This is a genomic window from Kaistia hirudinis (assembly GCF_014196455.1).
GTDB lineage: Bacteria > Pseudomonadota > Alphaproteobacteria > Rhizobiales > Kaistiaceae > Kaistia > Kaistia hirudinis.
Window position 1 is genome coordinate 374,815 of record NZ_JACIDS010000002.1, and the last position, 21,869, is coordinate 396,683.

Annotated in this window: 20 protein-coding genes; 9 read left to right on the forward strand and 11 right to left on the reverse strand. The window is 67.8% G+C overall.

Annotated features, from left to right (window positions below):
* The first annotated feature begins 63 nt into the window (after positions 1-63).
* Complete coding sequence (locus GGR25_RS06795) at positions 64-1,185, forward strand: iron-containing alcohol dehydrogenase (RefSeq protein WP_183398002.1); 1,122 nt, start codon at positions 64-66, stop codon at positions 1,183-1,185.
* A 10-nt stretch (positions 1,186-1,195) separates the two neighbouring features.
* Here GGR25_RS06795 and GGR25_RS06800 read toward each other — a convergent pair whose 3' ends face one another.
* The 7 genes from GGR25_RS06800 to GGR25_RS06830 form a co-directional block, all read right to left on the reverse strand.
* Positions 1,196-1,411, reverse strand: coding sequence for a DUF3329 domain-containing protein (locus GGR25_RS06800; RefSeq protein ID WP_183398003.1), 216 nt, complete (start codon positions 1,409-1,411; stop codon positions 1,196-1,198).
* 113 nt (positions 1,412-1,524) lie between these two features.
* Positions 1,525-1,923, reverse strand: coding sequence for a hypothetical protein (locus GGR25_RS06805; protein WP_183398004.1), 399 nt, complete (start codon positions 1,921-1,923; stop codon positions 1,525-1,527).
* A 194-nt stretch (positions 1,924-2,117) separates the two neighbouring features.
* On the reverse strand, positions 2,118-3,062 hold the full coding sequence (locus GGR25_RS06810; RefSeq protein WP_183398005.1) for an ABC transporter permease: 945 nt from the start codon (positions 3,060-3,062) through the stop codon (positions 2,118-2,120).
* Positions 3,059-4,108 (reverse strand): ABC transporter permease, encoded by a 1,050-nt coding sequence (locus GGR25_RS06815; RefSeq protein ID WP_183398006.1) that lies wholly within the window; start codon positions 4,106-4,108, stop codon positions 3,059-3,061. Before GGR25_RS06815 ends, GGR25_RS06810 begins: the two co-directional genes overlap by 4 nt.
* A complete protein-coding gene (locus tag GGR25_RS06820) occupies positions 4,108-5,622 on the reverse strand; it encodes an ATP-binding cassette domain-containing protein (protein ID WP_183398007.1) in 1,515 nt (504 codons plus the stop codon). The genes GGR25_RS06815 and GGR25_RS06820 overlap by 1 nt, the downstream gene beginning before the upstream one ends.
* Positions 5,619-7,064 (reverse strand): amidase, encoded by a 1,446-nt coding sequence (locus GGR25_RS24680; RefSeq protein WP_246409331.1) that lies wholly within the window; start codon positions 7,062-7,064, stop codon positions 5,619-5,621. Before GGR25_RS24680 ends, GGR25_RS06820 begins: the two co-directional genes overlap by 4 nt.
* Before the next feature lie 88 nt (positions 7,065-7,152).
* Complete coding sequence (locus tag GGR25_RS06830; RefSeq protein WP_183398008.1) at positions 7,153-8,133, reverse strand: BMP family protein; 981 nt, start codon at positions 8,131-8,133, stop codon at positions 7,153-7,155.
* Positions 8,134-8,358: 225 nt separating this feature from the next.
* Between GGR25_RS06830 and GGR25_RS06835 the strand changes: the two genes are divergently transcribed.
* From GGR25_RS06835 to GGR25_RS06865, 7 genes are all read left to right on the forward strand, one after another.
* Positions 8,359-8,796 (forward strand): universal stress protein, encoded by a 438-nt coding sequence (locus tag GGR25_RS06835; protein WP_183398009.1) that lies wholly within the window; start codon positions 8,359-8,361, stop codon positions 8,794-8,796.
* Positions 8,797-8,897: 101 nt separating this feature from the next.
* Positions 8,898-10,943, forward strand: a complete 2,046-nt coding sequence (locus tag GGR25_RS06840) for an NAD(+) synthase (protein WP_183398010.1) — start codon at positions 8,898-8,900, stop codon at positions 10,941-10,943.
* 30 nt (positions 10,944-10,973) lie between these two features.
* Positions 10,974-11,651, forward strand: a complete 678-nt coding sequence (locus GGR25_RS06845; RefSeq protein ID WP_183398011.1) for a phosphoribosyltransferase — start codon at positions 10,974-10,976, stop codon at positions 11,649-11,651.
* Between the two features lie 133 nt (positions 11,652-11,784).
* Positions 11,785-12,816 carry a substrate-binding domain-containing protein gene (locus GGR25_RS06850; RefSeq protein WP_183398012.1) on the forward strand — a complete coding sequence of 344 codons (1,032 nt, stop codon included), beginning with the start codon at positions 11,785-11,787 and terminating at the stop codon, positions 12,814-12,816.
* An 81-nt stretch (positions 12,817-12,897) separates the two neighbouring features.
* Entirely contained in the window at positions 12,898-14,007 is a 1,110-nt protein-coding gene (locus GGR25_RS06855) for an ABC transporter permease (protein WP_183398013.1), read from the forward strand.
* A complete protein-coding gene (locus GGR25_RS06860) occupies positions 14,004-14,855 on the forward strand; it encodes an ATP-binding cassette domain-containing protein (RefSeq protein ID WP_183398014.1) in 852 nt (283 codons plus the stop codon). Before GGR25_RS06855 ends, GGR25_RS06860 begins: the two co-directional genes overlap by 4 nt.
* 34 nt (positions 14,856-14,889) lie before the next feature.
* Complete coding sequence (locus tag GGR25_RS06865) at positions 14,890-15,753, forward strand: polysaccharide deacetylase family protein (protein WP_183398015.1); 864 nt, start codon at positions 14,890-14,892, stop codon at positions 15,751-15,753.
* Between the two features lie 255 nt (positions 15,754-16,008).
* Here GGR25_RS06865 and GGR25_RS06870 read toward each other — a convergent pair whose 3' ends face one another.
* The 4 genes from GGR25_RS06870 to GGR25_RS06885 form a co-directional block, all read right to left on the reverse strand.
* Positions 16,009-17,112 carry a Gfo/Idh/MocA family protein gene (locus GGR25_RS06870; RefSeq protein ID WP_183398016.1) on the reverse strand — a complete coding sequence of 368 codons (1,104 nt, stop codon included), beginning with the start codon at positions 17,110-17,112 and terminating at the stop codon, positions 16,009-16,011.
* A gap of 21 nt (positions 17,113-17,133) precedes the next feature.
* Positions 17,134-17,967 (reverse strand): ATP-binding cassette domain-containing protein, encoded by an 834-nt coding sequence (locus tag GGR25_RS06875; protein ID WP_183398017.1) that lies wholly within the window; start codon positions 17,965-17,967, stop codon positions 17,134-17,136.
* Positions 17,964-19,106 carry an ABC transporter permease gene (locus GGR25_RS06880; protein WP_380146379.1) on the reverse strand — a complete coding sequence of 381 codons (1,143 nt, stop codon included), beginning with the start codon at positions 19,104-19,106 and terminating at the stop codon, positions 17,964-17,966. The genes GGR25_RS06875 and GGR25_RS06880 overlap by 4 nt, the downstream gene beginning before the upstream one ends.
* Positions 19,107-19,203: 97 nt before the next feature.
* A complete protein-coding gene (locus GGR25_RS06885; RefSeq protein WP_183398019.1) occupies positions 19,204-20,172 on the reverse strand; it encodes a rhizopine catabolism ABC transporter substrate-binding protein in 969 nt (322 codons plus the stop codon).
* 448 nt (positions 20,173-20,620) lie between these two features.
* Here GGR25_RS06885 and GGR25_RS06890 point away from each other — a divergent pair, with 448 nt between their 5' ends.
* Positions 20,621-21,868 carry a DegT/DnrJ/EryC1/StrS family aminotransferase gene (locus GGR25_RS06890; RefSeq protein WP_183398020.1) on the forward strand — a complete coding sequence of 416 codons (1,248 nt, stop codon included), beginning with the start codon at positions 20,621-20,623 and terminating at the stop codon, positions 21,866-21,868.
* The last annotated feature ends 1 nt before the right edge of the window (position 21,869 follow it).

The following is a 21,869-nucleotide window of genomic DNA, read 5'->3' on the forward strand; positions in this document are numbered from 1 at the left end:
CAGCCCAACGCCGGACAGCCCCAGACCGGACGGCCCGAGAAACGACACGTCGAGGAAACGACAATGGCACTCATCCAGTATCTGACGCAGGTCGAGTTCGGCGCCGGTGCGCTGTCGACGCTCCCGGCCGCGCTCGAGGCGCTCGGCATGCGCCGCCCGCTGCTCATCTCCGATCGCGGCCTCGCCGGCAGCCCGCTCTTCGCCAAGGTGAAGGCGCTGCTGCCCGAGGGCGCGACCGTCTTTCTCGACGTGCCGTCCAATCCGACCGAGGCGGCGGTGCGCGCTGCCGTCGCGCTGTTCAACCAGGGCGCCGACGGTCTGGTGGCAGTCGGCGGCGGCTCGCCGATCGATCTCGCCAAGGGCGTCGCGCTGCTCGCGACCCATGCCGGCGCGCTCGGCGACTATGCTGCCATCTATGGCGGCGTCGCGCGCATCGGGCCGGTGCCGCCGCTGGTCGCGATCCCGACGACGGCCGGAACCGGCGCCGAGGTCGGCCGCGCCGCGCTGCTGACGCTGGATAATGGCGAGAAGCTCGGCTTCATCTCGCCGCATCTTATCCCGAAGCGCGCGATCTGCGACCCCGAGCTGACGCTCGGCCTGCCGCCCGGCCTGACGGCCGCCACGGGCATGGATGCGCTGTCGCATGGCATCGAGGTGTATCTGTCGCCGCGCTTCAATCCGCCGGCCGATGCGATCGCGATCGACGGCGCGGCGCGCATCTGGCGCAGCATCGAACGGGCCGTCGCGGATGGCTCCGATCTCGCCGTGCGCACCGAAATGATGATGGGCGCGCTCGAAGGCGGCCTCGGCTTCCAGAAGGGGCTCGGCGCGGTGCATGCGCTCAGCCATGCGCTGGGCGGTCTGAAGAGCCCGAGCCTGCATCACGGCACGCTGAACGCGATCCTGCTGCCGCCGGTGCTGCGCTTCAACGTCGTCGCCGTCCCGGAGCGCGTCGCCCGCCTCGCCGAGGCGTTCGGCCTGCCCGCCGGCACCGATCTCGCGGCCGAGGTCGAGGCGCTCAACCGCCGGATCGGCATCCCCGCCGGGCTCAAGACGCTCGGCGTCTCGCCCGATGTTTTGCCGCTGATCGTCGAGCGCGCGCTCGCCGACCACAGCCACGCGACCAATCCGCGGGCGCCGAGCGCCGAGGATTACCGCGCCATGCTCGACGCGGTGATGGTCTGACCGGGCTCGATCAGCTCTCGGCGGGCGGCGGCGGCTTTCCGCCGTCGTCCTTCCAGGAGATGAAGAAGGTCCAGACCGCATAGGCGAGGGTGCCGCCGACGATCACCAGCCAGAGCTGCTCGCCGACATAGAGCGCCTCCCAGGCAAACCAGACCGCGAGCAGCACGACGACGGCGACGCGCCGCCAGAGCGGCCTGAAGAAATCCTTGTCCGCCTGGTTCGCCATGCCGCCCTTGCTCCGCTCGTCATTCCGGGCGGCCTTTGTCCTCCGCCTCAGCCTGCCGGGTCAAGCGCGGGTTGCGACATGAAAGATCCCTCAGACCCGCGTCCGAGCGGGCCTCAGGACTTCTCGAAGCGAATGCAAACCGCCATCGCGTCGTCCTCGTCCGCTTCGAGATAGCAGGAATCGAGGAACGTTCCGTTCAGCGCGGCCAGATGAATGCCGTCGTCGCCGGCCAGATAGACGCTCTTGCCGTCGGGCGAGATCGTTCCGATCAGCTCTTCGCTATGATCGCCCTTGGGATCGCCATAGGTGATCTTGGCGCGGAAGGAGCGGCCATGCTGCTCGGTCACATCGAGCGTCACGGGCCCGTCCAGCCAGCCGAATTCCTTGCCGATCCCGTCGCTCTTGCCCTTCCAGGTTCCCGACAGGCTGGGGATGTCCTGCGCCAGCGCCGGCACGGCCGTCAGGGCGGTTGCCAAAGTCGCAGCGGCGAAGACGAGAGCGGTGAGCTTCATGGTCGGATCCTCCGGAGTGCTTGTTGTCGGCGCCCCTATCGTCCCGAACCGCAACCAGGCCGCAAGAACTCTTCGGACGATTTCGTCGTTCCACAGCAGCGTTACGGCCTCATTGTCTAAACAGGCTTTCGAGCCGGTAAAGGACGCGGCGAGAATGCCGGGCCGAATATTGAATCTTGGTCAGGCGATGACCTTCAGCGCTCGCCGCGCCGGAAGGGTTGCATCAGCGCCTGCGGCACACGGGCGCGCCGGGCCATGACGAGCAGGGCGGCGATCGAGAGCAGATAGGGGATCATCAGGAAGACCTGATAGGGCACCGCCTTGCCGACGACATGCGAGAGGCGGAGCTGATACGCGTCGAAGAGCGCGAACAGCAGCGCGCCGAGCAGCGCCCGTTCCGGCCGCCAGGACGCGAAGACAACGAGCGCGATGCAGACCCAGCCGCGGCCCTGCACCATGGTCGGGAAGAAGGAGTTGAAGGCCGCGAGGGTCAGGAAGGCGCCGCCGAGCGCCATCAGCGCGCTGCCGAAGACGACGGAGGCGATGCGCACGCGGATCGGATCGATGCCCTGCGCCTCCGCGGCATGCGGGTTCTCGCCGACGATGCGCACGGCAAGGCCGAGCGGCGTCTTCTGCAGCGCGAGCGCGATCAGGAAGGCGAGCAGGATCGCGACATAGGTCGGTGCCGTCTGCGCGAACACGGCTTCGCCGAGGAAAGGGAGGTCGGACAGATAGGGGATGCGCAGCGGCTGGAACGGCTCGATCGTCGGCGGCGTGCCCGAGACGGGCACGACGAGGCGGAAGATGTAATAGGAGAGGCTCGAGGCGAACAGCGTGATGCCGAGGCCCGTCACATGCTGCGACAGGCCGAGCGGCACGGTGAGCAGGGCGTGCAGCAGCCCGAAGGCGGCGCCGGCCAGCGCCGCGGCGGCGAGGCCGAGCCAGAGGTCGCCGCCATGATAGACGGTGAGCCAGCCGACCATGGCGCCGAAGGTCATGATGCCCTCGATGCCGAGATTGAGCACGCCGGCCCGCTCGCAGACGAGGGCGCCGAGCGTGCCGAAGATCAGCGGCGTCGCGATGCGCAGGACAGCGGCCCAGAGGCCGGCCGTCGCGAAGATATCGAGCGCGTCCATCATCGCCGCACCCTGTAATTGGCGAGGAGAAGGGCGACCAGCATGGTCAGCAGCGAGAGCGCCACGATCACGTCGGCAATGAAGCTCGGCACGCCCATGGCCCGGCTCATCCCGTCCGCGCCGACGAACATGGTCGCGACGAAGAGGGCCGCGACGATGACGCCGATCGGATTGAGCCCGGCAAGCATGGCGACGACGACGCCGGTATAGCCGAAGCCGGGCGAGAGGTCGGTGGTGACATAGCCTTTGACGCCGAGCACCTCGATCGCGCCGGCGAGCCCGGCGAGACCGCCCGAAATCAGCGCGACGCGCACGAGGATCGAGCCGATCGGCACGCCGGCAAAGCGCGCGGCCTGCGGGTTGAGGCCGGCGGCGCGCGCCTCCAGCCCGAAGCGCGTGCGCGACTGGATGAAATAGAGAACGAGGGCGAGGCCGATCGCGACGAGCAGGCCGATATGGAGGCGCGAGCGCGGCAGCAGCTTCGGCAGCGCCATGTCGGCGAGGATCGGCACCGACTGCGGCCAGCCGAAGGCGAGCGGATCCTTGAGTGGCCCCTCGATCATCATCGAGACGAACAGCACAGCGACGAAATTGAGCAGCAGCGTGGTCACGACCTCGTCGACGCCGAATTTGAGGCGAAGGCCGAGCGGCACGAGCAGCAGGAGAGCGCCGGCGAGCGCACCGGCCAGCATCAGGATCGGGATCTCGACGAGCGGCGCCAGATGCAGCCCCAGCTTGGAGCCGAGCGCGGCAGTTGCGAGCGCGCCGAGATAGAACTGGCCCTCCGCGCCGATGTTCCAGACGCGCGAGCGAAAGGCGACGGCGGCGGCGAGGCCGGTCAGGATCAGCGGCGTGGTCCGCGTCAGCGTCTCGCTGATCGAGAGGCGCGAGCCGAAGGCGCCGATCAGCATGCGCCGATAGGCCTCGAAGACGGGGACGCCGGCGAGCGCGATCAGCAGGCCGGCGAGAATGAGCGCGGCGACGACCGCGCCGATCGGCGCGGCGATCGCCAGCGACAGGGGGACATGGGCGCGTCGTTCGAGCCGCATCACGCCGCCTCGTCCCAGGCGCCGGCCATCATCAGGCCGAGCCGGCGGGGATCGGCGTCAGAGACCGGGATCGGCGGCGAGAGGCGGCCCTTGACGATCGCCTGAACGCGGTCGGCGAGCGCCACCACCTCGTCGAGATCCTCGGAGATCAGCAGCACGGCGGTCCCGGCGCGCCGTGCGGCGAGGATTTCGGCATGGACCGCCGCCACCGCGCCCTCGTCGAGGCCGCGCGTCGGCTGCGCCGCGACGAGGATCTTGGGCGCGGTGATGAGATTGCGGCCGAGGATCAGCTTCTGCATGTTGCCGCCGGAAAGGAGGCGGGTCGCCGTGTCCGGTCCGCCGCCGCGCACATCGAAGCGGCGGATGATCTCGGCCGCGAAGGCCCGCGCCGGGCCGCGGCGTACCAGCCCGCCGGACGAGAAGCGCTTCTCGCCGATCCGCTCCAGCACCGCATTCTCCCAGATCGTCATCTCGCCGATGGCGCCATCGGCGTTGCGATCCTCCGGAATGCGGCCGACGCCCATCTCGACGAAGCCGCGCGGCGAGAACTGCGCGACCGGATGCCCGAAGAGATCCAGCGATCCGGAAGAGGGCGAGACGAGCCCCGAGACCAGCCGGCCCAGCGTCGACTGGCCATTGCCGGAAACGCCGATCACGCCGAGCGTTTCGCCGGCGCGGACTTCGAAGCTGACATCGGAGAGCAGGCTCGCTCCGCCGGACATGACGGAGACGCGATCGGCCTTGAGCGCGACGGCGCCGGGCGTCTGGGCGTCGCGATGCGGGCGCGCCACGCGGCGGCCGACCATCAGCTCGGCCAGTTCCTCGCGGTTGGTGTCGCCGGCCTTGCGCTCGGCGACAACCTTGCCGCCGCGCAGCACGACGACGCGATCGGCGGCGGCCAGCACCTCATGCAGCTTGTGCGAGATGAAGATGATCGAAAGGCCCTGTTCGGCCATGCCGCGCAGCGTCCGATAGAGCCGTTCCGCCTCCTGATGCGTCAGCACGGCGGTCGGCTCGTCGAGGATCAGCACCCGCGCATCGCGATAGAGCGATTTCAGGATTTCGACCCGCTGCCGCTCGCCGACGGAGAGATCGCCGACGCGCGCATCGGGATCGACGGTGAGGCCGAAGCGCTCGGAGAGCGCGGCGAGCTTCACGCGCGCGGCGCGCTTGTTCAGCGCCAGCGCACCGAGGCGCTCGGTACCGGCGATGACATTCTCGATGACGGAAAGATTCGCCGCGAGCGCGAAATGCTGGTGCACCATGCCGATGCCCGCCTCGATGGCCGCGCGCGGCTTGCCGGGCGGCAGCGTGCGGCCGAAGGCGGCGACGGACCCGGAGTCGGCCGTATAATGGCCGAACAGGATGTTCATCAGCGTCGTCTTGCCGGCGCCGTTCTCGCCGAGCAGGGCCAGCAATTCGCCCTGGCCGAGCGTCAGCGTGACGTCGTCATTCGCCACCAGCGCACCAAAGCGCTTGGTGATGCCGTTGAGTTCGAGCGCGCGGGCGCTCACGCGGCACCGTCCGGCAGGCCGGCAATGGTGGTTGCGAACGACCAGGGCACGGCGCGCTGGAGGCTCCGCGCGAGCCGCAGCAGCAGGCCGTCGCTCGCCATCGGGCCGATGAGCTGGACGGGAAGCGGCAGGCCGTCTGCGTCCGTGCCGTGCGGGATCGACAGAGCGGGCGTGCCGGCGATGTTGGCGATCATCGCATAGGGCGCGAAGTCGCTCATGCGCCGCCATTGCAGCGCGACATCGTCATGATCGAAGGAATAGGCGCCGATCTTGAGCGGCGGGCCCGAGAGCATCGGCGTCAGCAGGATGTCGACCTCGTCGAAGAGCCGCCACATCGCATGCGCGGTGCGCACCGCGGTCACCTCGGCCTGCTGATAGTCGCGCGCCGTCATCTCGAGCCCGCGCCGCGCCACCGCCGCCGTCAGACGCTCGACCTTTGAAAGATCCGGCATGTTGCGGGCGAGATTGGTGCAGATGATGCGGTCGAAGACCAGTTCGGCATTGGCGAGCAGCGGGGCGAGGCGGGCCGGATCGAGCGGCACGATGGTGTGCCCAGCCGCTTGCAGGACCTCGGCGGCATGGGCGACCGCCGCCCGGCGCTCGGCTTCGATCGCCTTGCCATCCGCGACATCGAGCAGCACGCCGATGCGCAGCGGCTCGACCGGCTGGTCGAGCAGCGGGGCGATCGGGCCATCGAGGTCTGGATCGGGGAAATAGCCCTCGGCGCTGCCCGAGCAATGGTCGAGCGCCAGCGCGGTGTCGCGCAGCGAGCGGCTGATGACCAGCTCGGCCGCGATGCCGCCGATATGATTGCCGAAATCGGGGCCGGCCGGCGTCGCGCCGCGCGTCGCCTTCAGCCCGACGAGGCCGCAGCAGGCGGCGGGAATGCGGGTCGAGCCGCCGGCGTCCGAGGCATGGGCGAGGGCCACGATGCCGGCCGCCACCGCCGTGCCGGCGCCGCCGGACGAGCCGCCCGGCGTCCGCGACGGATCGAGCGGATTGCGCGCGATCGGGCCGATCGCCGGCTCGCTCCAGAGCGCGAGGCCGAATTCGGGCACCGTCGTGACACCGAAGGGCACCAGCCCGGCCGTCTTGAAGCGCCGCGCCAGCTCGGCGTCCGTTTCAGGCGCCGTCGCCCGCAGCGAGGCGGAGCCGCAGACGACGGGGAAGCCGGCGGCCGGGACGCCGAGATCCTTCATCAGAAACGGCACGCCGGGAAACGGCTTCAGCGAATGGAGCTTGGGCCGGCCCTTGATGCCCTTGTCGATCGCCGCCGCCTGGGCGCGGCCGAGATCGGCATCGCAATAGGAGATCGCGCCGAGCGCCTTGGCCTCCTCCGCACGGGCCAGCGCCGCCTCGAGCGCGGCGACGGCGGTTGTCGCCCCGGAACGGATCGAGGCAGCGAGCGCCGCGCCGTCGGCGGGGTCCAGGGTGTCTTTCAAGGCGCGATTTCCTGACTGTTCCGAAGCCTGTCATTGCCGGGTCAAGCCCGGCAATGACAGGAGAATGGAAGGGGCGAGAGACCCCGCCTCAGGTCGGCTCGGACGGATCGACGGGGACCGTGAAGGTGCCGGCCTTGATCGCTTCGCGCTTCGCCTGCATCGCCGGGATCGTGTCGGCGATGACCATGCTCTCGGTGAAGACGATGTCGTTGCCGCCTTCCTTCATGTAGCTGAAGGGGCTGTAGTCCTTGCCCGTCTTGGCGCCGGCCTGCGTATCCTTGATCGCCGCGTCGAGGATCGGGCGGAAGTACCACATCGCATTGGCGAACACGGTCTCGGGATAGCGCGGCGTATAGTCGATCAGCGAGCCGATCGACTTGATGCCCTTCTCCTTCGCCGCGTCGGCCGTGCCGATGCGCTCGCCGAACAGGATGTCGGCGCCGGCATCGATCTGGGCGAGGCCGGATTCGCGTGCCTTGGGCGGATCGAAGAAGGTGCCGATGAAGCCGACCAGGAACTTCGCATCCGGGCGCGTCTCCTTCACGCCGGCGCGGAAAGCGTTGATCAGGATGTTGACCTCGGGGATCGGGATCGCGCCGACGGTACCAAACGTGCCGGTCTTCGACATCGGCCCGGCCAGCATGCCGGCGAGATAGGCCGCCTCGTGGTTCCAGGTGCCGAAGGTGCCGAAATTGTCGCCCGCCGGACCGCCGGAGGAGCCCATCAGGAACGCCGTGCCGGGATAATCGGCCGCGACCTGGCGCGCTTCGGTTTCGACGGCATAGGATTCGCCGACGATGAGCTTGTTGCCGGCCTCGGCATATTCGCGCATGGCGCGGGGATAATCGGTGCCGGAAACGCCTTCGGAGAAGGTGTATTCGATCACGCCGTCCTTGGCCGCCGCCAGCAGCGCCTCGTGCAGGCGCGAGTTCCAGGCATTCTCGACCGGCGAGGCATGGATGCCCGCCACCTTCAGCTTCTCGGCGGCGAAGGCACGCGGCGCCGCGAGGATGAGGCTTCCCGCGGCCGAAGCCTTGAGGAAGGTCCGTCGTGAAATCCGGTTGGACATGCGTATGTACCCCTCTCGAAGGCTGCTAGCACCCTGTGGCAGGGCACCGCCGGGTTCTTTTCCGACCGGTCAAATTCGACCGCTTGCCCACAATTCTGTCAAGCCCACGACTTGGGCAGGGGCGGGTTGTGCCCGATCATTCGCATGCGGTGAGGCTTGACCTGCGTCAACGCCGCCAGGCGATGCTATGCATAAGCTCACACAACCAAAATGGAGGGAGGACTCATGTTTCGGCATATTCTGGTTCCTACGGATGGTTCCCCGCTTTCCGGTCTCGCCGTCGAGAAGGCCGCGCAGCTCGCCAAGAGTACGGGCGCGAAGATCACTTTCCTGAGCGCCGTCGAGCCCTTCCACATCTGGACCGACAACGCCAATCAGCTTGCCTATACGCGCGAGGAATATGAGCGCGTCTCGAAGGAATCGGCCGACGGCTATCTGGACAGCGCGGTGGCCGAGGCGGGACGCGCCGGCGTCGCCGCCGACACGCTCCGCGTCGAGGCCGACGAACCCTACCGGGCGATCATCGATGCGGCGACGCAGAAGGGCTGCGATCTCATCGCCATGGCCTCGCATGGACGGCGCGGCATGGCGGCGCTGGTCATCGGCAGCGAAACGCAGAAAGTGCTGACGCACTCGACGATTCCGGTCCTCGTCTATCGCTGAGGCGAGCGCGGGTCGGGACAGGCGCGCGGCCGGGCGCTATGGTGGTGCAGCGCGGCGGAACCCTTCCGCCGCGCACTCATGCCCATCGAGACGCGGCCGCAATGAAGCCTTTTCATTCCCTCTACAGCCATGATTTCCTGCGCATCGCCGCCTGCGTGCCGCGGGCGAGCGTCGCCGATCCCGAATTCGCGGTTCGCGAGACGCTGGCCCTCGCCGCCGAGGGCGACGCCGCACGCACCGCCGTGATGCTCTTTCCCGAGCTCGGCATCTCGTCCTATTCGATCGACGATCTGGTCCTGCAGGACGCGATGCTCGATGCGGTCGAGCATGCGCTGGTCCGCATCGCGGAAGCCTCGCGCGATCTTTTCCCCGTCCTCGTCGTCGGCGCGCCGCTCCGCGCGCGGAGCCGGCTCTACAATACCGCCGTCGCCATTCATCGCGGCCGCATTCTCGGCGTCGTGCCGAAGGCCTATCCGCCGAATTATCGCGAGTTCTATGAGCGGCGCCACTTCACGCCCGGAACGGGCGTGGTCGGAGACGAGATCACGATCGGCGGCGTCGCCGCGCCCTTCGGCATGGATCTCCTCTTCCGCTCTGAAGGGACAGTGCCCTTCACGTTCCACATGGAGATCTGCGAGGACATCTGGGTCCCGCTGCCGCCCTCGACCCGCGCCGCGCTCGCCGGCGCCGAGGTGCTGCTGAACCTCTCGGCCTCCAACATCACCATCGGCAAGGCCGAGGCGCGCAAACTGCTTTGCGCCAGCCAGTCCGCCCGCACCGTCGCCGCCTATGCCTATTCCGCGGCCGGGCCGGGAGAATCGACGACCGACCTCGCCTGGGACGGCCAGGCGGCTATCTTCGAGAATGGCGCGCTGCTCGCCGAGAGCCAGCGCTTCCCGCGCGGCGCCACGCTGGCAACCGCCGATATCGATCTCGGCCGTCTCCGCCAGGAGCGCATGCGGCTCAACACCTATGGCGATTGCGTGCGCGACGAACTGGATCGCGCGGCGCCCTACCGCAGCGTGATCTTCAATCTCGACGCGCCGGACGAGGTCGTGCCGCTCGAGCGGATCGTCGAGCGCTTCCCCTATGTGCCGGCGGATCCGGCGCGCCTCGCCGAGGATTGCTACGAGGCCTACAATATCCAGGTCCAGGGCCTCGCCAAGCGGCTCGAATCGACAGGGCTCGACAAGGCCGTGATCGGCGTTTCGGGCGGTCTCGATTCGACGCAGGCAGTTATCGTCGCCGTGCGCGCCATGGAGCGCCTCGGCTATGATGCGAGCCATGTCCTCGCCTATACGATGCCCGGCTTCGCCACTTCTGAAGGCACCAAGTCCAACGCCTGGGCGCTGATGCGCGCGCTCGGCGTCACGGCTGAGGAGATCGACATCCGCCCCGCCGCGCGGCAGATGCTTGCCGATCTCGGCCATCCCTTCGCCGCGGGCGAACCGGTCTATGACGTGACGTTCGAGAACGTCCAGGCGGGGCTGCGCACCGATTATCTGTTCCGCCTCGCCAACCGCCATCGCGGCCTCGTCGTCGGCACGGGTGATCTGTCCGAGCTCGGGCTCGGCTGGTGCACCTTCGGCGTCGGCGACCACATGTCCCATTACAACGTCAACGCCTCGGTCTCGAAGACGCTGATCCAGCACCTGATCCGCTTCGTCGCCGCCTCGGGCGACGTCGATGCGGCGACGGCCGAGGTGCTCTACGCGATTCTGGCGACGGAGATTTCGCCGGAGCTGGTGCCGAGCGACGCCGGTCAGACGATCCAGTCGACGCAGCAGATCGTAGGCCCCTATGCGCTGCAGGACTTCAATCTCTACTACTTGACCCGCTACGGCTTCCGCCCGTCGAAGATCGCATTCCTCTCGCATCACGCCTGGCGCGATGCGGAGAGCGGCGTCTGGCCGGTGGATTTGCCGGAAGGCGACCAGCGCGCCTATTCGCTCGCCGAGATCCGGCATTGGCTGAAGCTGTTCCTGAAGCGCTTCTTCGCCAACCAGTTCAAGCGCTCGACGCTGCCCAATGGGCCGAAGATGTCGTCCGGCGGTTCGCTGTCGCCACGCGGCGACTGGCGCGCGCCCTCGGACGCCGTCGCCGATGTGTGGCTCAAGGAACTGGAGGAGAACGTGCCGGAGGCGTGAGCGGCCCGCCCGTCCGGCCGGGAGGTGGTCATGACGCGGTTTCTGAACCGCCGCGATGCGGGCCGGCAGCTTGCCGCCGCGCTGGGTGCGTATCGCGGCGAGGACGCGCTGGTGCTCGCTCTGCCGCGTGGCGGCGTGCCGGTCGCGGCTGAGATTGCCGCCGCCCTCGACGCCGAGCTCGACATCCTGCTGGTGCGCAAGCTCGGCTTTCCCTTCGAGCCGGAGTTCGCGATGGGCGCCATCGCCGACGCGCCGGAGCCGATCGTCGTGCGCAACGAGGCCGAGATCCGGGCGTCCGGTGTCACGGAGGCCGCGTTCGAGGCGGTCTGCACGCGGGAACGCGCCGAACTCGCTCGCCGCCGTGCGCTCTATGTCGGCGACAGGAAGCATGCGCGCGTCGCTGGCCGCACGGTGATCCTTGTCGATGACGGCGTCGCGACCGGCGCCACCGTCAAGGCGGCGATCATCGCGCTGAAGCGCATGCAGCCGGCAAGGCTGATCCTCGCCGTCCCGGTGGGCGCGCCGGATACTATCGCCGCGCTCCGCCGCGAGGTCGACGAACTCGTCTGCCTCGCAACCCCGCATCCCTTCGGTGCCATCGGCTATTTCTACGACGACTTCGCGCAGGTCCCCGACGCCGACGTCATCGAAGCGCTCGCGCGGTCGGTGGGACCGGGCGGGGCGAAAGGCGCCCCTGCGCCGCGCTGAACATTGCACGCGCAAGTGGCCCCCGCAGATCGGGCCGGAGTGGCTCTAGGTGCAGGACTGATAGCCGCCTAGCGTCTGGGTCGAAAGGTCGTTCAAGTCCTTCGCTCCAGAAGAAAACGCAGGGGAAATCAGCATGATCGCATGTCGCAGTCTGTCTCGTTCCCGCAAGGGCGTGCCGGTGGCGCAACCCGGCGGAATCCGGCATCTCGCCGGAACCATTGCCGCGTCGCTCCTGACGGTGGCGGCCTTCGTATCGGCGCCGGATGCCGCGCGCGCCGAGGACAAGCCGATCTCGATCTATTTCGTCGGCTGCGCCGCACCGACCGGCTTCCACGGCTACCTGGCGCGCGGCGCGGAGGAGGCCGGCAAGAATCTCGGCGTGAACGTCACCTATGTCTATCCCGACCAGTTGACCATCCCGAACCAGGTCCAGAAGATCGAGGAGGCGATCGCGGCCCAGGCCAACGGCATCGCCGTCTGCGCCTTCGCCGAGGACAAGGCCTATGCCGAGATCGCGGCCCGCGCCAAGGAAGCCGGCATTGCCTTCGGCAGCGCCGCCGCGCCGCCCTCGGGTGCGCAGATCCGCGATCCCAACGATTTCTTCCTCTTTCGCACCGGCTCCGACGAGGCGGCGGCAGGCAAGCTGACGGCGCAGCGTCTCCTCTCCATGGGCGTCAAGGGCCGCGTCGTCGTCGCCAACCAGCAGCCGGGCGATGCGAGCTGCCAGCTCCGCGCGACGTCGGAGATCGATGCGCTCAAGGCCGCCGGCATCGAGGCGGACTTCCTCGAACTGACCATGGATCCCGGCCAGCAATCGGAGGCGCTGTTCAACTATCTCCGCGTCCATCCCGATACGGCCGCGGCGACCAGCACCTGCGACGTGATCGACGGCTTCCTGTCCGCCAAGGCCGATAGCGGCCGCAATGACCTGATCCTGACGGGCTATGACATCGTCGCCCAGTCGCTCGCCGCCATCAAGGACGGCCGGCAGGCCTTCACGATCGACCAGCAGCAGTTCTGGCGCGGCTACATGCCGGTCCTCCTGCTGACGCACTACCTGAAATACGGCCTGATCGAGGGCAATTACTTCCTCACCGGTCCGACAATCGTCGACAAGGACAATGTCGAGCGCGTCTCCGCGCTGGTGAAGGAAGGCTACCGCTAGGCGGCATTCGCCTTTGGCCGGGAGCGCGGCGCGCCGCCCTCCCGGCTTCGTCCTGCGGTGCGATCCCGATCGAGGCATGTAATGACGAACGAACCCGCAAGCGGGGTGGCACGGACGGTCCCGTCGCGCCGGATCGTCTATGGCGAGGCGCTCAGGCGCTTCATGTTGCGGCCGGAATCGACGGCGATCGCCGCCGTCCTGATCCTCTTCGTGGTCTTCACGATCCTGAGTCCGGCGCTCTTTCCGACCAAGCTGACCTATATCAGCATCATGGCGATCGCCTCGGAGCTCGGCATCCTGTCGATCGGCGTGACGCTCCTGATGATCGGCGGCCATTTCGACCTCTCCGTCGGCGCCGTGCTCGGCCTCACCTCCTATGTCTGCGTTGTGCTGATGCGCGATTTCGGCCTGTCGCCGGTGATCGCGGCGCCTGTTGCCGTCGCCGTGGGGGCCCTGCTCGGGGGGCTGAACGGCTATGTCGTGGTGCGCTTCCGCATCCATTCCTTCGTCGTGACGCTCGGTACCATGCTGATCTGGCGCGGCGTGCTGATCGCGCTCACCGGCGGCTTCCCGATGACGGTCGACATCCCGGTGGTGTTCAAGAACGTCATGTCGGGACCGCTGATCTTCGGCTTCCGCATGTCGATGGTCTGGTTCTTCGCCATCACCCTCCTGGCGACGATCCTGCTGACGCGGAGCCGGCTCGGGAACTGGATCCAGGCCCGCGGCCAGAACGAGAATGCGGCGCGCAATCTGGGCGTTCCGGTCGATCGCGTCACGATCATCCTGTTCGTGCTGACCTCGGCGCTCGCCGCCGTCGCCGGCATCATCCAGGTCGCGCGCTTCTCCTCGGTCGATGCGCTGCGCGGCGAGGGCATGGAGCTGCAGGCCGTGGCCGTCACCGTCATCGGCGGCACGCTGCTCTCCGGCGGCTATGGCTCCGTCGTCGGCACCATGCTCGGCGCCATCACCTTCGGCATGATCCAGGTCGGCCTCGTGCTTGCTGGCGCGCCGGGGCACTTCTTCCGCACGCTGACCGGTGTCATCGTGGTCGGCGCCGTGATCCTCAACACCGACGTCGCCCGCCGCATGGCGCGTTCGAAGCCGCTCGGCGGCTTCAAGCGATCGAGCGCGGCGGCCGATGCGGCGATCCAGGCAGGGGCCGCAGCAGAAAAGGGAGAAGCCGGATGAGCGAACCGCTGAACCCCGATCAGCCGCCGACCCGCGCGCGCCCGTCCGGCGCCGGATCCGGCGAGCTGGAGGCGAGCCGCCGCACCATCGAGCCCATCCCGCCCGGCGCCGTGCCGGTGATGGAGGCCGACCATATCTCCAAGGGCTTCGGCGCGACCACGGCGCTGGTCGACGTCTCGCTCAAGGCCTATTCCGGCCGCATCCTCGCGCTGCTCGGCGACAATGGCGCCGGCAAGTCGACGCTGATCAAGATCCTCTCCGGCGTCTTCCCGCCGGATGGCGGCACGCTGCGCTTCAACGGCCAGGACGTCGTGCTGCGCAACCCGGCCGAGGCGCGCGAGCGCGGCATCGCGACCGTGTTCCAGGATCTCGCCGTGTGCGAACTGCTCTCGGTCACGCGCAATATCGTGCTCGGCCGCGAGCCGCAGAAGGGTTTCGGCCCGTTCAAGTTCCTGGATCTGAAGAAGGCCGATGCGATGGCGCGCTCGGCGCTGCATCAGCTCGGCGTGCGCTGGGAGCGCGGGCTCGACGAAAAGGGCATCAACATCTCCGGCGGCGAGCGCCAGTCGCTCGCCATCGCGCGGGCGATGTTCTTCGGCTCCTCGCTGCTGATCCTCGACGAGCCGACCTCGGCGCTCGCCGTGCGCCAGGCCGGCAAGGTGCTCGACCACATCCTGACGGCGCGCGACCAGGGCCAGGCCGTCATCCTGATCACGCATAATTTCCGCCACGCGCTCTCGGTCGCGGACGATATTACCGTGCTGGCGCAGGGCCGCGTCGCCGGGCATTTCCGCCGCGACGAGACCGATCTCGATGCATTGACCGATCTCGTCGCCCGGGTCGGCTGACGGGACGCGAACTGACATGAAGGGGAATGAAGGAATGAGCGAGAAGCCCGCCCGCAAGCGCGTCGTGATCCATGAGGACGATGTCGGCATGTCGCATGGCGCGAACATGGCCTTCGTCGAGCTCTCGGCGCTGGGGCATTGTTCCTCGGGCTCGGTCATGGTGCCGTGCCCCTGGTTCCCCGAGACCGTCGAGATCGCGGCGAAGCACCCGGCGCTCGATCTCGGCGTGCATCTGACGCTGACCAGCGAGCAGAAGCCCTATCGCTGGCGCCCGCTCACCGGCGTCTCCAAGTCGTCCGGCCTGACGGACGAGTACGGCTATTTCTGGCCGACCGTGCCGCAGGCGCGCAAGGCGCATCCCGACGCCGTCGAGGCGGAGCTGCGCGCCCAGATCGAGGTCGCGGTTGCGGCCGGCATCGACATCACCCATTTCGACGCGCATATGGGCACGGCGCAGATGCCGGAATTCACGGCGATCTATCGCAAGCTCGGCGCCGAATATGGCGTGCCCGTGATGCTGCCGAAGAGCCTTCGCGGTTATAATCCGGCGAGCTATGCCGGCGAACTGGACTATGCCCGCTATGATGTCGAGATCGCGGCGATGGAGGCGGCCGGCGAGGCGGTGTTCGACATCGTTCTCGAGACGCCCTGGGCCCGCAAGACCGATGCGAAGACGGCTTACCGAACCATGTTCGAGAGCATTCCCGACGGTCTCACCTTCCTCTCGCTGCATTTCAACACCGTCGGCGATTTCGAGACCATCAACCCGCCGGACGCCCATATCCGCACGGAAGAATATGAGCTGTTCGCGACGCCGGTGATCGGCGACTGGATCCGGGAATTCGACCTCGACGTGGTCGGCATGAAGGTGTTCCGCGACGCGCTGCGGGCGGGGTGACCGCGGGCCCTGTCATTGCCGGGCCTGACCCGGCAATCCAGCCTTGGTTGGGCCTAGGGCGCCGACCGGCTCTCCAATCCTCCGTCATCCCGGCGGAAGCCGGGATCCATTCAGCCTGAGGTGTTCCAGCGTCTTGCGCTTCGGCTGTATGGATCCCGGGTCAAGCCCGGGATGACGGCGGCGAATGGTGCTGGCAGCGAAGCCAATTGGCACCGCTCTTTGGGCAACGGTCCAAGGCGGCCTCTTCAAGCCGCCTCAGGCAGTCCCAAGCCCCGCAAACCGCCGCGTCATCGCCACCAGCAGCGTCATGTCGCGCAGGGCGTGTTCCGGCGGATTGACCACCGGGGCGCCGGCCGTGATCGCGGCGTGGAAGCCGCGAAGCTCCTCGACGAAGGCCTCGCCATAGCCGGCGCGGAGCGAGCGCTCGGTCAGCGTATGGCCGTCGGAGGTCTTGATGGTGAGCCGCGTCGGCTGGTGGTTGAGCCAGGGCGAGGGGAAGGCGAGTTCCAGCATCGCGTCGTCGAAGAACAGCGTGATCCGTTCCTTGTAGTCGGCGAGCGCCGGCACGGTCAGATGCACCATGTTCCAGAGCGCTCGGCCATCGAGGAGGCGCACGGCGCCCTGTCCGCCGTCGCCGCCGGCGAAGAGCTCGGCGCCCACGACCGTGCCGTCGCCGACGCCGAGCACGTCGAGAATGCCGTGCACGGCGTTGATGTCGTGGATCAGTGCGGAGGAATAGGCGCTGGTGAAGCCCTTGAAGGCGAGTGGCGAGAGTTCCGCCCCGATGGCACGCCGGACCTGCGCCTTCTGCTTCGCGATCGTCGCCTCGATCAGGTCGCGCGGAATGTCCTGGCCGCGGAAATAGGGCCGGTGCGCGATGAACGGCCAGGCGTCGGGGTCGTTCACCTCGACGGCGACGTAACGCAGCGTCCCGGCCGTGCCGGGCAGGTTCTCGAGCGCCAGGCGGTAGTTCGGGTCGAAGCGCTTCATATAGCCGGTCTGGACGATCCGACCCGTCGCATCGCGCGCCGCGATGATCTCCGCGATCTCGTCCGGCCCGTAGCAGAGCGGCTTCTCGCAGAAGACGTGCAGCCCGCGCTTAAGCGCCGCCAGCACCTGCTCATGATGCAGCGGGTCGGGCGAGCCGATCACTACCGCATCGAGATCCTCGGCGAGCAGCGCCTCCACCGTCGCGAAGCCGGCGACGCCATGCGTCGCGGTCACGAAGTCGCGCGAGGCCTGCGAGGGATCGGCGACGCCGACGACTTCGAACAGATCCTTGAGCGCGAGCAGGTTCGGGATGTGCTCGACCTGCGTGATCATGCCGGCGCCGATCACGCCGATCTTCAGTCTGGTCATTCTTCTCTCCGGAAGCGGACGCTATGCGGCCGGGACACTGACGTTCCGGTTCGCGATCGAGGCGAGCAACTGCTCGATCTCGGCCTCGACGGCCCGCAAGTCCTCGCCGCCCGACATGATCGCGATGACCTCCTCGCGCGAAATCTCCGACTTCGCGTAAGTGCCGCGATTGCGGCCGCGATTGAGCAGCGTGAACGTGTCGCCGACCGGATAGGCGTGATGGATGTTGTGGCTGATGAAGACGACGGCGAGGCCGCGCATGCGCGCCTCGATGATGAATTTCAGCACCATCGCCGCCTGATGCACGCCGAGCGCCGAGGTCGGCTCGTCGAGGATGATCACGCGGGCGCCGAAATGGATCGCACGGGCGATCGCGACCGACTGCCGCTCGCCGCCCGAGAGCGTACCGACGGCCTGCGTCGGATCGCGCACGTCGATGCCGATATCGGCCATGGCCTGCCGGGCGACCTGGTCCTGGCGCTCCTTGTCCATGCGCGAGAAGGGCAGGCGGCTCTTCGTCAGCTCTCGGCCGAGGAAGAAGTTCCGCGAGATGCTCATGAGCGAGATCATGCCGAGGTCCTGAAAGACCGTGGCGACCCCGCATTCCTGCGCGTCGCGCGGGCCGCGGAAGGTGACCGGCCGGCCATCGACGAGGATCTCGCCCTCGGTCGGCCGGTGCACGCCGGAGAGCACCTTGATCAGCGTCGACTTGCCGGCGCCATTGTCGCCGAGCAGGCAATGCACCTCACCGGGATAGACCTTGATGTCGATGTCCTGCAGCGCCTTGACCGAGCCGAAGGAGACGCTGACGCCCTTCAGCTCCATGGCGGGTGCGGTGGCGCGTGTCGTCGTCATTTGCGTCCTCCCCGCGTGAGTGCCTTCACGCGGATCCAGTTGTTCACGAGCACGGCGAGCAGAATGACGACGCCGAGGAAGACCTTGAACCAGTCGGTGTCGATGCCGGTGTAGAAGATGCCCATCTGCACGAGGCCGAAGATGAGCGCACCGAACAGCACGCCATAGACGGTGCCATAGCCGCCGGTCAGCAGCACGCCGCCGATCACCGCGGCGATGATCGCCTCGAACTCCTTGAGCAGGCCGCGCGTCGTATCCGCCGAGCCGGCCTCCATGACCTGGATGGTGGCGAGCAGCGTGGCCGCGCAGGCGGTGTAGATGAAGAGCCCGATCTTCACCCGGTCGACGGGAACGCCGACATTGCGCGCAATGGTCGAATCGCCGCCGGTCGCGAAGATCCAGTTGCCGAATTTCGTCTGCGTCAGCACATAGCCGGCAATGACGGTCAGCACGAGCCACCAGACGATGGACATCGGAATGCCGGTGACGAAGGGCGCGCCGTCCGAGCGCGTCGCGATCCAGCCGTGGCTCCCCATCCACTGGAAGAAGCCGGTGAGGATGTGGCCGTTGAAGAGGCTCGCCGTCGCCGGATCGGGTACGTCGTCGAGGATATAGGGGATCTGCGTGCGGCCGGTCACGGCGCGGGTGAGGCCGACGGAGAGGCCCCGCAGGATGAAGAGCGAGGCCAGCGTGACGATGAAGGAGGGCAGGCGCGTCTTCACGACGATGAGGCCGTTCAGATAGCCGACGAGGATGGCGACGGCGAAGGCGCAGCCGATCCCGCCCCAGAGCGGCAGGCCGAGATAGCGCACGGTGAGGCCGATCACGACGCCGGCAAAACCGATCATCGAGCCGACCGACAGGTCGAACTCGCCGGCGATGATCAGCAGCGCCGCCGCCGTGGCGACGATGCCGAGCTCCGCCGAGAGCGTCAGCACGGTCATCGCGCCTTGCAGCGAATAGAGATTGGCGGCGCCCGGCAGCAGCGCGAAGATGATCATCGTCGCGATCAGTCCGGCCGCCGCGCCTGCCTCCGGCCGGCGCAGGGTCTGCGTCAGGCGGCCGGTCGCCGCCAGCCGCTCGTCCCGTCCGCCCGCGCGCTTGGGGCGGAGGCCGAAGCGCTCGGCTGCGGCGCTGATCTCGGTCTTTTCGGTTTCTTCGTTCACGATCGTCATCGGACTCCTCGACCCGGCATGCGGCCGGAGGCGCCGGAACCGGCGCCTCCAGTTCGTGCGATCAGCGGATGCCAGCCTTGGCGAGCGACTGGATCGCCTTGGCCTTGTCGGGCGTGTCGATGAAGAGCGGGCCGGTATAGAAGCTGTCGAGCGGCCAGAAGCCGTGCGTAGCGTGCTCGACGAGGAAGATCACCGGCAGGTAGCCCATGAGATACTGCTGCGCATCCATGCCGAAGCCCATCTTGCCGGCGATGATCGCGTCGAGGACCTCGGGGCTGATGTCGAAGGTGTAGAGCTTGAGCTTGCCCTGCAGTTCCTTCTCGTCGAAGAGCTGGATCAACGGCGCGGCGGCACCGGCGCCCATGGCGAACACCGCCTGAACTTCGGGGTGGGCCGAGAGATAGGCCTCGGTACGGCGCTTGACGTCGGCCGGGTCCGGCGTGACTGCGACGACCTCTGTGCCGCCGCCCGACGGCTTCAGCCCGTCATTCAGACCCTGGCAGCGCTCGTCGAGGCTGACATTGCCGACCTCGTGATTGATGCAGACGACCTTGAGGATGCCTTCCTTGGCAAGGCGCTCGCCGGCCTTCTTGCCGGAATCATATTCCGACACCGTGCCGACATACATGCCGGCGCCCATCTCGGTGCCGGGCTTCTCGCCGGAATCGACGACGACGAGCGGAATGCCGGCCGCGACCGCAGCGGTGACGGATTTGCGCATGGCGTCGGCATCGGCGATCGAGACGGCGATGCCATCCGGCTTGGTCGCGATCGCGGCCTCCATCAGGCGCGCCTGCTCGACCACGTCGAATACCTGCGGGTTGTAATAGTCGACCTTGGCGCCGGTGAGCGCGGCGGCATCGTCGACACCGCGCTTGACCACCGACCAGTAGGGATCGGCCGCCGCGCCATGCACGACGAAGGTGATGTGGACGTCCTTGGCTTCCTTGAGGCCCTCGGCATGCGCGGCGCCGGCGAGGAGCCCCGCCGACATCATGGCGGCGACAGCAATTCTGGCTGCGGATTTCATGTGGATCTCCCGTTTAGGTCAGCTCGGCCTTCCCTCTGTTCCGCTGTCGTTCGGCCGGAACGCCAGCGGCTCTGGTCCGGCTGCCTCTTGCGGGCGTGGGCCGGATCGGCGCGGCGGGTCCGCTATCGAAGCGAACGCGCCGCCCCGTTGCGCCATCCGGCGCATTGCACGGGGGCTTGCGGAGCGGCCGGCATCCCTGCGCCAGCCGCCTGCAACCGGGTTTCAGGAAACGATGAAGCTCGCGCGGCAGACAGAGCCAATTTCGCGTTTTCGGATGGGTACGATTCGCCCCGGACGATCCGCGATCCGCGCAGGCCTCTGGATTCACGCGAAAATCACGAATGCGATGCCGCGGCAATGGCCCGGTCAGATCGGGGCGGATTGGTTCTTTCAATGGGCCGCGCACGCGGTCAATCAATCGAGACCGTTCGTCTGATGGGAGACTTCCATGTACATCGTGGGTGAAGAAGAGATCGCCGCCATCGCCAGGGTGATCCGTTCGGGCGAATTGTTCCGATACGGCAAGGGCAGCGAGTGCGATCGCTTCGAGGCCCGCTATGCCGCGCATCTCGGCGTCGAGCAGTTCGCGCTCGCGGCGAGCGGCACCTTCGGCCTCTATGCAGGGCTGATCGGCCTCGGCATCGGCCCGGGCGACGAGGTGCTGGTGCCTGCCCACACCTATATGGCGACGGCGACCGCCGTGCTCGCCGTCGGCGCGATCCCCGTCATCGTCGATATCGACGAGAGCCTCACCATCGATCCGAACGCCATCCGCGACGCCATCGGCCCGCACACCCGCGCAATCATCCCGGTGCATATGTGGGGGGCGGCCTGCAACATGGACGCGATCATGCAGATCGCAAGGAAGCACGGCCTCCTCGTGCTCGAGGACGTCTGCCAGGGCATCGGCGGCTCCTATGAGGGCCGCAAGCTCGGCTCGATCGGTCATGCCGGCGCGTATTCGTTCAATTATTTCAAGAACATGACGGCGGGCGAGGGTGGCGGCATCGCGACCTCGGATCCCAAGGTGATCGAGCGGGCGCGCTGCGCCATCGACCCCTGTCATTTCTATTGGCAGGGCCGCAGCGACTCGATCGTTCCCTTCGCCGGGGCCGGAGCCCGTGCCTCCGAGATCATGGGCGCCATGCTCAACGTCCAGCTGGACCGGCTCGACGGCATGATCGGCGCCATGCGGGCGGAGAAGAAGAAGATCCTCGCGGGCACGCGCCATCTCGACAATCTCGGCTTGCGCGCCTCGCCGATGAACAGTGCCGACCATGATTGCGCGGCGCAGCTGATGTACATCCTCCCGACCGAGGCTGCCGCGCAGGCCTTTGCGAAGACGATTCCCAGCGTCATCGCCGGCAAGACCGGGCGCCACAACTTCACCCAGTGGGACCAGGTGCTGATGCATGAGGGCGCGCATCATCCCGCGCTCGACCCCTACAAGCTCCCGGCCAATCAGGGCTTGCGGCTCGACTATCCGAAGGATCTCGGCAAGCGCTCGCTCGATATCCTCAACCGCACCGTCATGATCGCGATGCATCCGCTGCACACCGAGAGCGAGATCGACGACATGATCCACAACATCGACGCCGCCGCCCGCGTCGCGCTCGAGAATGTCGACGCGAACGCGATCGAACTGCGCAAGGTCGAGCCGATCGACCTGCAGAAATTCGACAGCGCGGGCGTCTGAT

What these genes read in the sequence shown, in the direction of transcription:
- GGR25_RS06835 (WP_183398009.1), top strand. Translation starts at nt 8,359, where the DNA reads ATGTTTCGGCATATTCTGGTTCCTACGGATGGTTCCCCGCTTTCCGGT.
- GGR25_RS06850 (WP_183398012.1), top strand. Translation starts at nt 11,785, where the DNA reads ATGATCGCATGTCGCAGTCTGTCTCGTTCCCGCAAGGGCGTGCCGGTG.
- GGR25_RS06855 (WP_183398013.1), top strand. Translation starts at nt 12,898, where the DNA reads ATGACGAACGAACCCGCAAGCGGGGTGGCACGGACGGTCCCGTCGCGC.
- GGR25_RS06795 (WP_183398002.1), top strand. Translation starts at nt 64, where the DNA reads ATGGCACTCATCCAGTATCTGACGCAGGTCGAGTTCGGCGCCGGTGCG.
- GGR25_RS06860 (WP_183398014.1), top strand. Translation starts at nt 14,004, where the DNA reads ATGAGCGAACCGCTGAACCCCGATCAGCCGCCGACCCGCGCGCGCCCG.
- GGR25_RS06830 (WP_183398008.1), bottom strand. Translation starts at nt 8,133, where the DNA reads ATGTCCAACCGGATTTCACGACGGACCTTCCTCAAGGCTTCGGCCGCG.
- GGR25_RS06845 (WP_183398011.1), top strand. Translation starts at nt 10,974, where the DNA reads ATGACGCGGTTTCTGAACCGCCGCGATGCGGGCCGGCAGCTTGCCGCC.
- GGR25_RS06805 (WP_183398004.1), bottom strand. Translation starts at nt 1,923, where the DNA reads ATGAAGCTCACCGCTCTCGTCTTCGCCGCTGCGACTTTGGCAACCGCC.
- GGR25_RS06885 (WP_183398019.1), bottom strand. Translation starts at nt 20,172, where the DNA reads ATGAAATCCGCAGCCAGAATTGCTGTCGCCGCCATGATGTCGGCGGGG.
- GGR25_RS06890 (WP_183398020.1), top strand. Translation starts at nt 20,621, where the DNA reads ATGTACATCGTGGGTGAAGAAGAGATCGCCGCCATCGCCAGGGTGATC.
- GGR25_RS06840 (WP_183398010.1), top strand. Translation starts at nt 8,898, where the DNA reads ATGAAGCCTTTTCATTCCCTCTACAGCCATGATTTCCTGCGCATCGCC.
- GGR25_RS06815 (WP_183398006.1), bottom strand. Translation starts at nt 4,108, where the DNA reads ATGCGGCTCGAACGACGCGCCCATGTCCCCCTGTCGCTGGCGATCGCC.
- GGR25_RS06810 (WP_183398005.1), bottom strand. Translation starts at nt 3,062, where the DNA reads ATGATGGACGCGCTCGATATCTTCGCGACGGCCGGCCTCTGGGCCGCT.
- GGR25_RS06800 (WP_183398003.1), bottom strand. Translation starts at nt 1,411, where the DNA reads ATGGCGAACCAGGCGGACAAGGATTTCTTCAGGCCGCTCTGGCGGCGC.
- GGR25_RS06875 (WP_183398017.1), bottom strand. Translation starts at nt 17,967, where the DNA reads ATGACGACGACACGCGCCACCGCACCCGCCATGGAGCTGAAGGGCGTC.
- GGR25_RS06870 (WP_183398016.1), bottom strand. Translation starts at nt 17,112, where the DNA reads ATGACCAGACTGAAGATCGGCGTGATCGGCGCCGGCATGATCACGCAG.
- GGR25_RS06865 (WP_183398015.1), top strand. Translation starts at nt 14,890, where the DNA reads ATGAGCGAGAAGCCCGCCCGCAAGCGCGTCGTGATCCATGAGGACGAT.